The sequence below is a fragment of the Vibrio sp. KUL70 genome (assembly GCF_059725515.1).
Genome location: NZ_AP045834.1, coordinates 363,240 through 377,778, shown reverse-complemented (window position 1 = coordinate 377,778; position 14,539 = coordinate 363,240). Strand labels below are relative to the sequence as shown.

15 protein-coding genes are annotated in these 14,539 nt (G+C 45.9%); 10 read left to right on the top strand and 5 right to left on the bottom strand.

The window, feature by feature from the left end:
• Nucleotides 1-44: 44 nt before the first annotated feature.
• The 4 genes from leuB to AC6I7V_RS01730 all read left to right on the top strand — a co-directional run bounded on the left by leuB (nt 45) and on the right by AC6I7V_RS01730 (nt 4,195).
• A complete protein-coding gene (gene leuB / locus AC6I7V_RS01745) occupies nt 45-1,136 on the top strand; it encodes a 3-isopropylmalate dehydrogenase (RefSeq protein WP_498011221.1) in 1,092 nt (363 codons plus the stop codon).
• A 99-nt stretch (nt 1,137-1,235) separates the two neighbouring features.
• Nucleotides 1,236-2,648 (top strand): 3-isopropylmalate dehydratase large subunit, encoded by a 1,413-nt coding sequence (leuC, locus tag AC6I7V_RS01740; protein ID WP_498011220.1) that lies wholly within the window; start codon nt 1,236-1,238, stop codon nt 2,646-2,648.
• Between the two features lie 15 nt (nt 2,649-2,663).
• On the top strand, nt 2,664-3,266 hold the full coding sequence (leuD, locus tag AC6I7V_RS01735; protein ID WP_032553047.1) for a 3-isopropylmalate dehydratase small subunit: 603 nt from the start codon (nt 2,664-2,666) through the stop codon (nt 3,264-3,266).
• A 146-nt stretch (nt 3,267-3,412) separates the two neighbouring features.
• Nucleotides 3,413-4,195, top strand: coding sequence for a DUF547 domain-containing protein (locus tag AC6I7V_RS01730; protein WP_498011219.1), 783 nt, complete (start codon nt 3,413-3,415; stop codon nt 4,193-4,195).
• Between the two features lie 26 nt (nt 4,196-4,221).
• Here the strand turns inward: AC6I7V_RS01730 and AC6I7V_RS01725 are convergent, their stop codons facing one another.
• Both AC6I7V_RS01725 and djlA read right to left on the bottom strand, forming a co-directional pair.
• Entirely contained in the window at nt 4,222-4,767 is a 546-nt protein-coding gene (locus AC6I7V_RS01725; protein ID WP_498011218.1) for a DUF924 family protein, read from the bottom strand.
• Between the two features lie 51 nt (nt 4,768-4,818).
• Nucleotides 4,819-5,673, bottom strand: a complete 855-nt coding sequence (gene djlA / locus AC6I7V_RS01720) for a co-chaperone DjlA (RefSeq protein WP_498011217.1) — start codon at nt 5,671-5,673, stop codon at nt 4,819-4,821.
• A 149-nt stretch (nt 5,674-5,822) separates the two neighbouring features.
• Between djlA and lptD the strand changes: the two genes are divergently transcribed.
• The 6 genes from lptD (at nt 5,823) to AC6I7V_RS01690 (ending at nt 12,604) form a co-directional block, all read left to right on the top strand.
• Entirely contained in the window at nt 5,823-8,177 is a 2,355-nt protein-coding gene (lptD, locus tag AC6I7V_RS01715) for an LPS assembly protein LptD (RefSeq protein WP_498011216.1), read from the top strand.
• Nucleotides 8,178-8,222: 45 nt separating this feature from the next.
• Complete coding sequence (surA, locus tag AC6I7V_RS01710) at nt 8,223-9,518, top strand: peptidylprolyl isomerase SurA (protein ID WP_498011215.1); 1,296 nt, start codon at nt 8,223-8,225, stop codon at nt 9,516-9,518.
• Entirely contained in the window at nt 9,508-10,497 is a 990-nt protein-coding gene (gene pdxA / locus AC6I7V_RS01705) for a 4-hydroxythreonine-4-phosphate dehydrogenase PdxA (RefSeq protein ID WP_498011214.1), read from the top strand. The genes surA and pdxA overlap by 11 nt, the downstream gene beginning before the upstream one ends.
• Nucleotides 10,494-11,309, top strand: a complete 816-nt coding sequence (gene rsmA, locus AC6I7V_RS01700; protein ID WP_032553036.1) for a 16S rRNA (adenine(1518)-N(6)/adenine(1519)-N(6))-dimethyltransferase RsmA — start codon at nt 10,494-10,496, stop codon at nt 11,307-11,309. Before pdxA ends, rsmA begins: the two co-directional genes overlap by 4 nt.
• A gap of 80 nt (nt 11,310-11,389) precedes the next feature.
• A complete protein-coding gene (apaG, locus tag AC6I7V_RS01695) occupies nt 11,390-11,770 on the top strand; it encodes a Co2+/Mg2+ efflux facilitator ApaG/CorD (protein WP_255231531.1) in 381 nt (126 codons plus the stop codon).
• Nucleotides 11,771-11,800: 30 nt separating this feature from the next.
• A complete protein-coding gene (locus AC6I7V_RS01690) occupies nt 11,801-12,604 on the top strand; it encodes a symmetrical bis(5'-nucleosyl)-tetraphosphatase (RefSeq protein WP_498011213.1) in 804 nt (267 codons plus the stop codon).
• Between the two features lie 140 nt (nt 12,605-12,744).
• On the opposite strand, the gene folA is transcribed toward AC6I7V_RS01690, so the two are convergent.
• Genes folA through AC6I7V_RS01675 form a run of 3 tightly spaced genes read right to left on the bottom strand, consistent with a single transcriptional unit; the run spans nt 12,745 to nt 14,497 of the window.
• The gene (folA, locus tag AC6I7V_RS01685) at nt 12,745-13,224 is read right to left on the bottom strand and encodes a type 3 dihydrofolate reductase (protein ID WP_498011212.1); all 480 of its coding nucleotides are present in this window, start codon (nt 13,222-13,224) and stop codon (nt 12,745-12,747) included.
• A 38-nt stretch (nt 13,225-13,262) separates the two neighbouring features.
• On the bottom strand, nt 13,263-13,748 hold the full coding sequence (locus AC6I7V_RS01680; RefSeq protein ID WP_255231534.1) for a threonine/serine exporter family protein: 486 nt from the start codon (nt 13,746-13,748) through the stop codon (nt 13,263-13,265).
• A complete protein-coding gene (locus AC6I7V_RS01675) occupies nt 13,730-14,497 on the bottom strand; it encodes a threonine/serine exporter family protein (protein ID WP_255231535.1) in 768 nt (255 codons plus the stop codon). The genes AC6I7V_RS01680 and AC6I7V_RS01675 overlap by 19 nt, the downstream gene beginning before the upstream one ends.
• Between the last annotated feature and the right edge of the window lie 42 nt (nt 14,498-14,539).

Genomic DNA, 14,539 nt, shown 5'->3' with positions numbered 1-14,539 from the left:
AAAAATTAACGCTCCTCCAAGCTCGAAGAAATTAAAGGATTAACATGACTGACAAATCATACAAAATTGCCGTACTACCTGGCGATGGCATCGGCCCAGAAGTAATGCAACAAGCACATAAAGTGTTAGACGCTATTGAAAAGAAATATGCAATTAGCTTTGCACGTGAAGAGTATGATGTCGGTGGTATCGCGATCGATAACCACGGTTGCCCACTACCGGAGTCAACAGTAAAAGGGTGTGAAGAGTCTGACGCTGTATTGTTCGGTTCTGTCGGTGGCCCTAAGTGGGAACACCTTCCACCAAACGACCAGCCAGAGCGTGGTGCCCTACTTCCTCTACGTAAGCACTTCCAACTGTTCTGTAACCTACGCCCAGCACAGATCCACAAAGGTCTAGAGTCATTCTCACCACTTCGTGCAGATATCTCTGATCGCGGCTTCGACATTGTCGTTGTTCGTGAATTAACGGGTGGTATTTACTTCGGTCAACCAAAAGGTCGTGAAGGCGAAGGTGCCAATGAAAAAGCATTCGATACTGAGGTTTACCACCGCTACGAGATCGAGCGTATCGCTAAAATTGCTTTTGAATCTGCTCGTCTCCGTAACAAGAATGTCTACTCAATTGACAAAGCGAACGTTCTACAAAGCTCCATCTTGTGGCGTGAAGTTGTCGAAGAAGTAGCAAAAGATTACCCAGACGTAACGCTAAACCACATGTACATTGATAACGCGACGATGCAGCTTATCAAAGACCCGTCTCAATTTGACGTGATGCTTTGTTCGAACATCTTTGGTGACATCATCTCAGATGAGTGCGCAATGATCACCGGCTCTATGGGCATGCTACCTTCTGCTAGCTTAAACGAGAGCAACTTCGGTCTATACGAGCCAGCGGGCGGCAGTGCACCTGACATCGCAGGCAAAAACATCGCAAACCCAGTCGCTCAAATCCTGTCTGCAGCATTGATGCTGCGTTACAGCTTAGGTGAAGAAGAGGCAGCACAAGCGATTGAGACGGCAGTATCAAAAGCGCTATCTGCAGGTGAACTAACCGCTGATCTTGCTGGCGACAAACCAGCACTCACCACTTCAGAGATGGGCGATAAGATCGCACAGTACATTCTAGAAGCTTAAGATCACGTAACACTCTATAAGAACAATATCGGCTCACTGACTGCAAAGCGGTGAGCTGAAATAAGCACTGGGATTAATGCTCCCAAGGAAGAACAAGCTATGTCTACAAACCAGCAAGCCAAAACCTTATACGAAAAAGTCTACGACGCGCACGTTGCCGTTGCAGCTGAGGGTGAAAACCCAATCCTATACATCGATCGCCACCTAGTACACGAAGTAACATCACCGCAAGCCTTTGATGGTCTTCGTGAAAAGGGACGTAAAGTTCGCCAAGTTGGTAAGACTTTCGCGACTATGGATCACAACGTTTCGACTCAAACCAAAGACATCAATGCATCAGGTGAGATGGCTCGTATCCAGATGGAAACGCTATCGAAAAACTGTGAAGAGTTTGGTGTTACGCTTTACGATTTGAACCACAAATACCAAGGTATTGTACACGTAATGGGCCCTGAATTGGGTATTACGCTACCGGGTATGACCATCGTTTGTGGTGACTCGCACACAGCGACACACGGCGCATTTGGTTCACTAGCCTTTGGTATCGGTACTTCAGAAGTAGAGCACGTGCTAGCAACTCAAACGCTAAAACAAGCTCGCGCTAAAACCATGAAAATCGAAGTAAAAGGCAAAGTCGCTCCAGGCATTACCGCTAAAGATATCGTATTGGCGATCATCGGCGAAACAACGGCTGCTGGCGGTACAGGCTATGTTGTTGAGTTCTGCGGTGAAGCCATTACCGATCTTACGATGGAAGGTCGTATGACGGTTTGTAACATGGCGATTGAACTCGGTGCCAAAGCGGGTCTTATCGCACCTGACGAAACGACATACGAATACATCAAGGGCCGTAAATTCTCACCACAAGGTGATGACTTTGACGCAGCGGTTGCATACTGGAACACACTGAAAACCGACGAAGATGCAGAGTTTGATGCGGTTGTTACGCTAAATGCTGCAGATATCAAACCGCAAGTGACTTGGGGTACTAACCCAGGCCAGGTTATCTCAGTGGATACTCCTATCCCATCGCCAGACAGCTTCTCTGACCCTGTTGAAAAAGCCTCGGCTGAAAAAGCATTGGCTTACATGGGCTTAGAAGCAGGTAAATCTCTATCTGACTACAACGTTGATAAAGTATTTGTTGGCTCTTGTACTAACTCTCGCATCGAAGACATGCGTGCTGCTGCAGCGGTAGCGAAAGGTCGCAAAGTCGCATCTCATGTACAGGCTTTGATCGTTCCTGGGTCTGAACAAGTTAAGGCGCAAGCGGAAGCGGAGGGGCTGGATGTCATCTTTAAAGAAGCTGGCTTTGAATGGCGTCTACCTGGCTGTTCTATGTGTCTTGCAATGAACAATGACCGCTTAGGTCCTCAAGAGCGTTGTGCATCAACGTCTAACCGTAACTTCGAAGGTCGCCAAGGCCGTGATGGTCGAACACACCTAGTTAGCCCGGCAATGGCCGCTGCTGCTGCGATCGCTGGTCACTTTGTCGATATTCGTGAACTTTAATTTAGAGGATTTAACATGTCAGGTTTCAAACAACACACTGGTTTAGTCGTTCCTCTAGATGCTGCGAACGTTGATACCGATGCCATCATTCCAAAACAGTTCCTACAAAAAGTCTCTCGCTTGGGCTTTGGTAAACACCTTTTCCATGATTGGCGTTTCCTAGATGATGCAGGTCAGCAACCAAACCCAGAGTTTGTAATGAACGCCCCTCGCTATCAAGGCGCTTCTATTTTGTTGGCTCGCGAAAACTTCGGCTGTGGTTCATCACGTGAACACGCGCCTTGGGCACTCGCGGATTACGGTATTAAAGCGATGATCGCTCCGAGCTTCGCCGACATCTTCTACGGTAACTCCATCAATAACCAGATGGTGCCAGTGCGCCTAACTGAGCAAGAAGTCGATGAAATCTTCCAGTTCGTTGAAGCGAATGAAGGCGCTGAAGTTGAAGTAGACTTGGAAGCAAATGTGGTTCGTGCTAACGGTAAAGAGTACTCTTTCGAGATCGACGAATTCCGTCGTCATTGTCTGCTAAATGGTTTAGATAACATTGGTTTAACGCTACAACACGAAGAGAAAATCTCTGCGTATGAGGCAAATATCCCTAGCTTTCTAAAGTAATATCTTAATGTAAGCTAGAATCTGCTGATAACACTCAAAAGGTTGGCTTCGGTCAGCCTTTTTTGATGCCTAGGCTTTAAACTAGCAAAAGTTGAAAGAAAGTGTGGGTAGCCAAGGTCTTATAGATGTCATTAGGGAGAACATTTATGAAAAACCTACTTCTAATTATTAGCCTACTCTTTTCTTCACTGGCTTTTTCAGCGCCAAAATCAGAACTGTGGTCATATTGGGATCAAAGTAATGAGTCAAATAGTGGCACCATTTCTCATGCTACTTGGCAGCAGTTTCTTGATGATTATCTAGTGATCGACGGACAAAACCATCTAGTTCGTTATCAAGCCGTTAGCTCTAATGATCGCTCACAGCTGAAGCAGTATATTGGACAACTCGCCAACACTGACCCTCGACAATTCTCTCGAGCAGAACAATATGCCTACTGGGTAAACCTCTACAATGCGATCACAGTCGAGCTAATCTTAGATGCTTATCCAGTTAAATCGATCACCAAACTCGGCGGTTTATTTAGCTTTGGTCCGTGGGGAGACGAAGTTGTTACCATTAATGGTAAAACACTGACTCTGAACGATATTGAGCACCGTATTTTACGCCCAATTTGGCAAGACCCTAGAACACATTACGCCGTCAACTGTGCCAGCTTAGGTTGCCCTAACCTTCAAACTCAAGCGTTTACGGCTGAAAACACCGAAGCCCTACTAGAACGGGCTGCACACGAGTTTGTGAACAGCGACAAAGGTGTTTTGGTTCTACAGAATAAGTTACAACTCTCTTCAATTTATGACTGGTTTATCGCCGATTTTGGTACTCAGGCGCAACTCATCGAGCACCTCAACCAATATCGTACTCAACCGCTATCAAACGTGAAAAACATCGATTACGAGTATGATTGGGCGCTCAATCAAGCAAAGTAACTTGATTTAATGAATAACTAATAAGACTAGAAACTGGAGTCTGGCTGCTGCAAAAATGCCAGCTCCTCTTGCGTTGAAGCGCGTCCAAGCACTTGATTGCGATGTGGGTAGCGACCAAACTTCTCAATGATCACCTTATGTTTAAACTCAAAATCGAGGTTATGTTCCAAACCCGTTTGGTTAAACAGTTCAACCGCCTTCTCATGAATCATCAACGACTCGCTGTGCATATACGGCATGTATAAGAAACTTTTCTGCTGTTCGCTGAGTTGGTGATCGTAGCCACCAGCTACCGCTTCTTGTGCAAGTACTAGTGCCATCGGGTCGGCTGAGAAGGCTTGTGGCGTATCGCGACCAATGTTTCTTGAAAACTGGTCTAACACAATGATTTCAGCCAGACGCCCTAATGCGCTTTCACGCCATGTATATAGCTCGCCTTGCACAGCCGCAGCGTGAATCTCAGCGAAGCGCTCTGTTATCTGTCGATCTATTTCCTCGCCACCATTGAACCAATCTCGAGGGGCTAATTCGTCAAACCAGAACGCCAAAACATCTTGATAACCAACTGTCATATCTATTCCTTTACACAAAAAGAGCCGCTGTACTGAGCGACTCTACTGATATTATTTGAAGCCTTTGACCTTCTTAATTAGATCGTAAGCATTTTGAATTTCCTGAGATTTCTCTTTGGCAACGTTCATCATCTCTGGCGGTAAACCTTTTGCCATAAGCTTGTCTGGATGGTGCTCATTCATTAGCTTACGGTAGGCTTTCTTCACCGCTTTACCATCTGCCGACTCACTCACACCGAGTACCTTGAAAGCATCCGCCAGTTGGTTTTGTTGAGTCGCTTGCTGCCAGCCCGAAGACTGCCCTTGATGATGACCGCCACCAAAACTGCCACCTTGCTGTTGAAAACGAAAAGCCGCTTCTTGCATTTGTAGACGGCGCTCTAGCTGCTCCGATGAAAAGCCAAGACCTTGAGCTATCTTATGCAGAACTTGGCGTTCACTAGGGTGCAAGCTGCCATCAGCAAACGCTGCTGATACTTGGAGTTCAAGGAAAAACTGCAGCAAATCAAAGCGGCCACCCGATGAAATCTTAACTCGCTCGAGCGTCTCTTTCAGTGGGAAGTCGCTCTCTTTACCTTCACGGAACGCATTCTGAGCGGCAATACGCTGCTCACCATGAAGACTCATGCGCTCCATCATTGTCGATGCTAATTGGATCTCTTCACGTGTTACTTGACCTTTCGCCTTCGCTACGTGTCCCATAACCGCGAATGCCGCTTTAAAGAACTCCTGTTGCTTCTCAGCCTGACTTGGCCCACTACCAAACCCCGACGTGTTAAAGCCTGACTGATTTAAACGACGCGCTTTATCAAATTGATGACCAAGAAATAGACCAAAAATTAGGCCCAAGGGTCCGCCAAACAAGAAACCAAAAAAAGCGCCCAAAATTTTGCCAAATATTTGCATTATGTGTTCTCTATCTATGAATTTTATTCGAGTACTGCTGTCTTATGGTGCTGAATGCTAAGATTTCCTTTATCATAAGGACAAAGCTTTATTAATTGGATTGATACTAGATCAACCCTCCTTCTAGTGACACAGGATAGTTCAACTTCATGCAATGTTTCTCCCGCACCTTGTTAGCCGCATCGATCAGCTCTGCGTTATTTGTGCCGACAACTCAAGCTGAAACAACAATTGATGATAGTGTGCAGGAAATGCCCTCTACAGATCAATGTTTGATCGCACCATCTGAAGATTCACACCTCAATGAGCCGGCGTACGTCGAGGCCGATCGCCTAGAAGCCGTTAACGGTGAGAAAGCAAGTTACTCAGGGTCTGTAAAAGTGACTCAAGGCATCAAAACCATTGAAGCTGAGACGGTCACCCTACACCAGCAAGAGAACATTGTTGTCGCAGAAGGGAATGTGACCTTCAATGATGGTCAGTTCAAAGCCACATCAGATAAAGTGACCAACAACCTCACTACCAATGAGTTTGAGCTGGAAAATACTCAGTATCAGATGTTGTGTGAGTCAGGTCGTGGTGATGCGCGGTATATTGCTCGCACGGGTAAAGCCGTCTACGAGCTGGAAGATGGAACCATTACCTCTTGTCCTCCAGGTGACAAGTCGTGGCGTCTGAAAGCCTCTAATATCGAACTTGATCAAGACGAAGAGAGCGCCACTTTCGTCAATCCTCGTTTCGAGGTATTAGACGTTCCTATTTTCTACCTGCCATACTTAACGGTTCCAGTAGGTGAGAGTCGTAAAACCGGTTTTCTTTACCCAACATTCTCTTACGGCTCAAGCGACGGTTTCGAAACAGAAATACCGTTTTACTGGAACATTGCACCAAATTACGACCTTCAAACTACCGCGAAATACATGTCTGAGCGTGGCACTCAGCTGAATAATGAATTCCGCCATTTAAGTCAGTTTGGTCAAAGTACCGTCACATTTGAGTATTTAGATAACGACAGCAAATTCAAAGAGAAAGGCAGTCGATGGGGCGGCCAGTTTGAGTTTAATGGTATCTACAAAGAAGCGTGGAAGTTTGACGTCGATTACGCAAAGGTCAGTGACGTAGATTACTTCACTGATGTCGATTCGGCTATTGGTAACCGAGAAGATGGCCAACTTTTACAGTCGGGTTCCGTCGCTTATCGCTCTTTAAATTGGGATGCTTCACTGGCAGTGCGTGATTTCCAAGTACTGACCGAAGGTGAAAACCAACCATACCAGCTAATGCCGCAGGTCAAATTCAACTACTATGCGCCTATACTGTGGAACACCGTTGAAATGGATGTTATCAGTCACGTGTCTCGCTTTGAGACCGAGGCAAATGGTAAACCTTCCGCCACTCGAGCGCATATTGAGCCAGGCATTAAGGTTCCTCTGAGTAACACTTGGGGTTCTTGGACAACAGAGGCACGCCTGCTTGGAACTTATTACAGCCAAGACCTTAACGGTGTTGATACCACAAGCGGTGAGTTTTCTGGTTTAGAAAAGACCGTCAGCCGAGTGATCCCTGAGTTTAGAAGTCATGCTGGCATCATTCTTGAGCGAAATACCACTCTTGTCACTGGCTATACCCAGACTCTTGAGCCGCAAGTTCAATATCTCTATGTACCAGAGCAAGACCAAAGTGAGATTGGCTTGTATGACACTACCCTTCTGCAAACTGACTATTACGGCCTATTCCGCAGTCGTAAGTACAGCGGTGTTGATCGTATCGCAGCAGCAAACCAATTGAGCTATGGTGCATCGTCGCGTTTCTTTGACGATGAATACAAAGAGCGTCTCAATATCTCTTTTGGTCAGATCTTTTTCATCGATAAAGACACCAAAAATCCAGATGCAACCGTCGGAGAAGAGGCTCGTTCTAACTACTCATCATGGGCTGTTGAGATCGACTTTAACTATGATGATTACCTCTTCTATCACGGTGGTGTTCAATACGACATTGATGCAGGCGATATGCAGTTAGCGAATAGTACAATTGAGTATCGCATCGATGAAAACGGCTTTGTTCAAGCTAACTATCGCTATGTCACCAAAGAGTATATTGAAGATAATGTAGGCGATACCATCACTAATATTGATGAGATCACCCGTGAGGGTATTTCTCAAGCTGGCTTAGTAACGGGCTACCAGTTCTCACCGAAATGGTATGCAAGTGCTCAGTACTACCATGATATGAATGAAAACATCGCTATCGAGTGGCTCGCCAACCTTCGTTACAAAGACGATTGTTGGTATGTGGGCGTGACCTATAGTAACGAGCTACGAAGCTGGACAGGAACGGGCTATGCCGATATCAACGCCGATCCTGTTTACGAAAATAACTTCAGTATCAACTTCGGTATTGTTGGTTTCGGTACAGCAGCAGGCACAGGATCCAACACCTCTGGCTTTGATAGCTCGGGTAACTCATTAGAGTATGGCCGCCCATTCTTCTTAAATAACTAATTTAGATTTTATTGGTGTTAAACCGGTAAATAGAAAGGACAACACATGACACTGTGGAAACACACATTAATCGCGCTTGCTACTATTTGTACTGCTTCAGTAAGCCACGCTGCTCCAGTAGAGCTCGACAAAGTAAAAGTCATCGTAAATGAGGGCGTTATCCTACAGAGTGATATCGACGCATCGATGAAAACATTGCGCGCCAATGCTAAGAAAAATGGTCAAACTCTTCCTTCTCAAGAGGTATTAAAAGATCAGGTATTAGAGAAACTGATCATCGACACCATTCAAACTCAAGAAGCAGAGCGCATTGGTGTGCGTATTGACGATAGCCGCCTTGATCAAGCCATCGCCGGTATCGCTAAAGACAACAACCAGACTATAGAGCAGCTCACCGCTTCCGTAGCTGAACAAGGTCTAAGCTACAACGCGTTCCGCGAACAAGTAAGAAAAGAGATTGCCGCGAGTGAAGCACGCAATGCGTTGGTTCGTCGTCGAATCAATATTCTACCTGCAGAAGTCGACAACCTAGCTGACATCCTAGCGCAAGAAACCAATGCAACGGTTCAATATAAGATTGGTCACATCCAGCTTCGTTTTAACGATGATCAGACCAAAGAAGAACTAGAAGCACAAGCCAATGAGCTTGTTGAAGAGCTGAACTCAGGTAAAGATTTCAGCACAATGGCTTACACTTACTCCAAAGGTCCTAAAGCACTGCAAGGTGGTGATTGGGGTTGGATGCGTAAAGAAGAGATGCCAACAATCTTTGCAGACCAAATCAAACTTCAGAATAAAGGCAGCATCATCGGCCCGTTCCGAAGTGGTGTGGGTTTCCATATTCTAAAAATCGAAGATGTAAAAGGCCTAGAAACCGTCGCTGTAACTGAAGTCAATGCGCGACACATCCTAGTCAAACCAACGGTTATCTTGAGCGATGAAGGTGCGCAAGAGCTTCTGCTCGACATCACACGTCGCATCAAAGCAGGTGAAGCAACCTTTGGTGAATTAGCACAGCAATATAGCCAAGACCCAGGCTCAGCAGTTCAAGATGGTGAATTGGGCTACCAAACTCCAGACCTGTACGTACCAGAGTTTAAACATCAGGTTGAGACTCTGCCTGAAGGCGATATCAGTGCGCCATTTAAAACCGTTCATGGTTGGCACATTGTTGAAGTTCTTGATCGCCGTGAAGTAGACCGCACCGACTCAGCGCTTAAAAACAAAGCTTACCAGATTCTATTCAATCGCAAGTTCAATGAAGAAGCGGGCGCTTGGCTACAAGAGGTTCGAGCAAGCGCTTTTGTAGAGATGGTTGAGGAAGAGCAAGATGACAACTAGAAGAATTGCGGTAACAGCAGGTGAACCTGCCGGTATCGGGCCAGATTTAGTGCTTGCTCTCTCTCAAAAGAGCTGGCCACATCAGTTGGTGGTGTGTGCGGATAAACAGATGCTGGCTGAACGCGCAAAACTCCTCAATTTAGACGTTGAGCTACTCGACTACAATAGTGAAGATGCACCTCAACCTCAGCAAGCCGGAACCTTAGTGGTTAACCATATTCCAATGGCAGAGCCTACGATTGCAGGCACACTCAACGAAGCCAATGGTCATTATGTATTAAATACATTAGAAACTGCCGCAATGGGCTGTATGAATAATGAATTTGATGCTATTGTCACCGGCCCTGTTCATAAGGGGGTAATTAACCGTGCTGGGGTCGCGTTTAGCGGTCACACTGAGTTCTTTGCTGAGAAGTCCAACACACCATTAGTTGTAATGATGTTGGCAACCGAAGGATTACGTGTTGCGCTTGTCACAACGCATATTCCTTTAGCCTATGTTTCCCAAGCCGTCACCGAAGACAGACTTGCGCAAATCATCGAAATTCTAAATAGAGATCTCGTTGAGAAATTTGCGATTGAGAAACCTAACATTTATGTATGTGGACTAAACCCACATGCCGGCGAAGATGGCTGTTTAGGACGTGAAGAGATTGAAACCATCACTCCAACGCTCGAAAAAATTCGCCAAGAAGATGGCATAAACCTGATTGGTCCATTACCAGCAGACACCATTTTCAATGAAAAATATTTGCAAGATGCAGATGCTGTTTTAGGTATGTATCACGACCAAGTTCTACCTGTACTAAAGTACAAAGGCTTTGGTCGCTCAGTGAATATCACGCTTGGCTTGCCATTTATCCGTACATCGGTCGATCATGGCACCGCCTTAGATTTGGCAGGGAAAGGCCAAGCTGATACAGGGAGCTTTAGAACAGCGCTCACGCACGCCATTGAATTAGTAGAGAAAAAACAATGAGAAATGATGTCCACTTAGGGCACAAAGCGCGTAAACGTTTTGGTCAAAACTTCCTAAACGATCCGTATATTATCGACGGGATCGTATCGAGCATTAATCCACTACCGGGACAAAACCTAGTAGAGATTGGCCCTGGTCTAGGTGCAATCACAGAGCCAGTCGGCAAGCTGGTGGATAAGTTCACCGTAATTGAACTCGATAGAGATCTAGCAGAACGCTTACGCACTCATCCAGACCTAGCGGATAAGCTGACGATCCACGAAGGCGATGCGATGAAGTTCGACTTCGATCAGCTCGTTAAGCCAAACAATAAACTGCGTATCTTCGGTAACCTACCGTACAACATTTCTACGCCGTTAATGTTCCACCTATTTGAATTCCATAAAGACATTAAAGACATGCACTTTATGCTTCAAAAAGAGGTGGTAAACCGTCTAGCAGCGGGACCGGGTAGCAAAGCTTACGGCCGTTTGACGGTTATGGCTCAGTACTACTGTAAAGTAACGCCTGTACTTGAAGTACCACCAACAGCGTTCGTTCCGCCACCGAAAGTAGATTCGGCAGTGGTTCGTCTTCAGCCATATGAAGAGCTTCCGTACCCAGCTAAAGACCTGAAGTGGCTAGATCGCGTATGTCGTGAAGGCTTTAACCAGCGTCGTAAAACAGTCCGTAACTGCTACAAATCTTTGATTAGCAAAGAGGTTCTGGAAGAGTTGGACATCAATCCGAGCATGCGTCCAGAGAACCTGACTCTGGTGCAATTCGTGGATATGGCGAACTGGTTATACGACAACCACAACGCAACAAAATAGATAAAAAGGCTCCTAGCTGCGGTTAGGAGCCTCTTTTTTATGTAATACTCTAGATTGAACAATAACAAAAAGGTGCGAATATGGATGTATCAACGCCTTGTATTAAGTGCCAAGTCCACTCTAAATACATAGAAGACCAATCAGAGCCAACTAAGAACCGCTACGTCTTCGCCTACATCATCACGATCAAAAACCTCAGCCAAGAGACTGTTCAGCTGCTCTCTCGACGTTGGTTGATCACCGACTCAAACGGAAAACAGCTCTCTATTGAGGGAGAAGGTGTGGTCGGTCAGCAGCCAGTTATTGAGTCCAGTGACGAATACACTTACACCAGTGGGACTGTCATCGAAACCCCTGTCGGTGTAATGCAAGGGCATTACGTTATGACTGACAGCAAAGGAGCGGAGTTTATTGCTGAGATTGAACCGTTTCGCTTAGCTATCCCTAATATCCTTAACTAACCCTCCCCCATAGATTGAACAGGAAATAACGTGCCGAATTATATTGTCGGAGATATCCAAGGCTGCTTTGATGAATTTAAGCAACTTCTTGAACAGATCCAATTCAACCCGAGCACAGACACTTTATGGGTTGCGGGAGACTTGGTCGCTCGTGGTCCTAAGTCTTTAGAAACACTGAGATATATCCGTAATCTCGGCGGAGCTGCGAAGGTGGTGTTAGGTAACCATGACTTGCACCTGCTCGCCGTATCTCAAGGCTTATTCCCAGCAAAAGCGAAAGATAAGACTCAACCAATTCTGGAAGCTCCAGACAGAGAAGAGCTATTAAGTTGGTTGCGACAACAGCCACTAATGCAAGAGCACGATGAATTTGTGGTGGCGCATGCTGGTATTTCCCCCCAATGGAGCCTAAAGCGCGCTCGTAAAGAGAGCGACAAGATAAGCAAACTCCTCCAGTCAGACAAATGGCCTTGGCTGATCGAGAATATGTACAGCAACACTCCCGATCTCTGGAGCAAGGATTTAGAAAAAATCGATCGCTACCGCTATGCCATTAACAGCTTTACCCGCATGCGTTTTTGCTTCCCAGATGGGCGTTTGGATATGGGATGTAAACTGCCGCCAAAAGAGGTGTCAGATACTCAGTTTATTCCTTGGTTTAACCTGCCGCAGCGTAAACAACTCGATAAAACGGTACTGTTTGGTCACTGGGCAGCACTAGAAGGCTATCAAGGTAAAGATGTGATTGGCTTGGATACCGGGTGTGTATGGGGAGGAGAACTCACCATCTTACGTTGGGAGGATAAAAAGTTCTTTACACAGAAAGCACTATAAATACGAGATACGAGATACGAGATACGAGATACGAGATACGAGATACGAGATACGAGATACGAGATACGAGATACGAGATACGAGATACGAGAAGCTTGCGCTACTAGTGAGATAGCGCAAGCAGTTACAAACTTTAGACCTTAGCGCTCTAAAATCACAAACTCCATGTTATGTTTGTTTTTCTCATCCGCTTTAAACTGCTCAGAATAGCTTTGCGTCCAACCTTCTCCCCAATCAGGGAACTGAGTATCGCCTTCAACAACAAGATCAATATAGGTTAGATACAGCTTATCCGCTTTCGGTAAACAGTGAGCGTAGATCGAGCCACCACCTATGATCATCACCTCTTCCACATCACCGACCAACTCTAAAGCCTGCTCAACAGACGTCGCCATCGTGACGCCATCAATTTTCAAGGTTTCATCACGGCTCACAACGATATTCAAGCGCCCTGGTAACGGACGGCCAATAGAATCATAAGTTTTACGTCCCATCACAATAGGCTTACCCATTGTCGAACGTTTAAACCACGCAAAATCAGCGGGAAGATGCCAAGGCATTTGATTGTCTTTACCAATGACGCGATTGTCTGCCATTGCCGCTATCATACTGATGATCATATCTACTGAGGTCCTACTCTGAATTGGGTTAATGTTTGCTAAACGATAGGTCTACGGCGGTAGAATAACAGCCCTGGTACTGCTAAGCCAATCGCTAACCCCGCGATAATGAACATCGCTTTAAGGAAATTCTCCATCAACATCGCGACTAACTCAGGTGTATAGCCCGCATTGTTAATCTCAACCATCGCAATCATCGCCTTGAAGGCAAAGACCCCCGGAACCATTGGAATGAGAGCTGCGACCGTAAACACCTTAGGGTGAGCCAGCAGTTTATGCGACCAATGGACACCTATCATGCCAACAAGGGTTGCTGCAAAGAAGGTCCCCCACTCAATAGGCACTCCAAAGTGCATCATTAAATATCGACTTCCGTGACCAATGGCCCCACCAAGCGCACAATAGATAAGTGCTCGCTGTGGAACGTTGAATACCAGCGCAAAGCCAACAGCAGGAATGGCAGCAAAAAACATATCATTGGCTAAACCTAATAATAACTCTAACATTATCCAGCCCACCCCCATACGCCCGACAAGCTCATTGCAGCCACAATGCCAAGGCTAGTTGCCAATGTCAGTAAACTCGCCATAGTAAAGCGCGCTAGCCCCATATTGATGTGGCCTTTAAGCATATCTGCAACAGAGTTAATTAATGGAAAGCCTGGGACCAACATTAATACTGAAGAGGCCATTGCGATAGTGGGTTGACCGCCAATATCGAACAAAACAGCTTGAGCAGAAATGGCTGTAGTCACAAAAGCTGTAACGGCAAAGTTAAGCAGAGGGTTAAAGTGTCGATGACCGATCTCTTGACGAACAATCATGCCGCACGCAGACGCGATAAAAGTCATCATAAATACATGCCAATCGCCTCCAGCTAAACGACTGAATGAAGCACAAGATAACCCTATCATCACCACAACCAACCAGCGGTTGTAGCGCTCAGGGCTGATATCGTTAATCTTCCTCTGTGCTAAGTCAGAATCTAGAATCCCTTTTTCCATCATGATGCAGATGCGTTGAATATCAGTAATCACCCGCATATTGATACCACGATCAGCACAGCTTCGAGTGGTGGTGATACAGTGATCACCCATAACAGTCGTAACCACTAGCGCATTGGCGGACAAAGCGACTTCCACTTCGTCGACACCACATGCAATGCCTATGCGACGCATGATGTCGCCCACTAAGGTACTTTCAGCACCGTGTGCCAATAACATTTGTCCAGATTGAGCGACCAATCGAGATATCGCTCGTTGTTTTGATGCCATGATTTCCTTCCCATTGGCGTTGATACTTAAGAGGTAGATTTT

Coding starts and splice junctions, on each gene's coding strand:
- leuB (WP_498011221.1), top strand. CDS start 45: ATGACTGACAAATCATACAAAATTGCCGTACTACCTGGCGATGGCATC.
- leuC (WP_498011220.1), top strand. CDS start 1,236: ATGTCTACAAACCAGCAAGCCAAAACCTTATACGAAAAAGTCTACGAC.
- leuD (WP_032553047.1), top strand. CDS start 2,664: ATGTCAGGTTTCAAACAACACACTGGTTTAGTCGTTCCTCTAGATGCT.
- AC6I7V_RS01730 (WP_498011219.1), top strand. CDS start 3,413: ATGAAAAACCTACTTCTAATTATTAGCCTACTCTTTTCTTCACTGGCT.
- AC6I7V_RS01725 (WP_498011218.1), bottom strand. CDS start 4,767: ATGACAGTTGGTTATCAAGATGTTTTGGCGTTCTGGTTTGACGAATTA.
- djlA (WP_498011217.1), bottom strand. CDS start 5,673: ATGCAAATATTTGGCAAAATTTTGGGCGCTTTTTTTGGTTTCTTGTTT.
- lptD (WP_498011216.1), top strand. CDS start 5,823: ATGCAATGTTTCTCCCGCACCTTGTTAGCCGCATCGATCAGCTCTGCG.
- surA (WP_498011215.1), top strand. CDS start 8,223: ATGACACTGTGGAAACACACATTAATCGCGCTTGCTACTATTTGTACT.
- pdxA (WP_498011214.1), top strand. CDS start 9,508: ATGACAACTAGAAGAATTGCGGTAACAGCAGGTGAACCTGCCGGTATC.
- rsmA (WP_032553036.1), top strand. CDS start 10,494: ATGAGAAATGATGTCCACTTAGGGCACAAAGCGCGTAAACGTTTTGGT.
- apaG (WP_255231531.1), top strand. CDS start 11,390: ATGGATGTATCAACGCCTTGTATTAAGTGCCAAGTCCACTCTAAATAC.
- folA (WP_498011212.1), bottom strand. CDS start 13,224: ATGATCATCAGTATGATAGCGGCAATGGCAGACAATCGCGTCATTGGT.
- AC6I7V_RS01680 (WP_255231534.1), bottom strand. CDS start 13,748: ATGGGGGTGGGCTGGATAATGTTAGAGTTATTATTAGGTTTAGCCAAT.
- AC6I7V_RS01675 (WP_255231535.1), bottom strand. CDS start 14,497: ATGGCATCAAAACAACGAGCGATATCTCGATTGGTCGCTCAATCTGGA.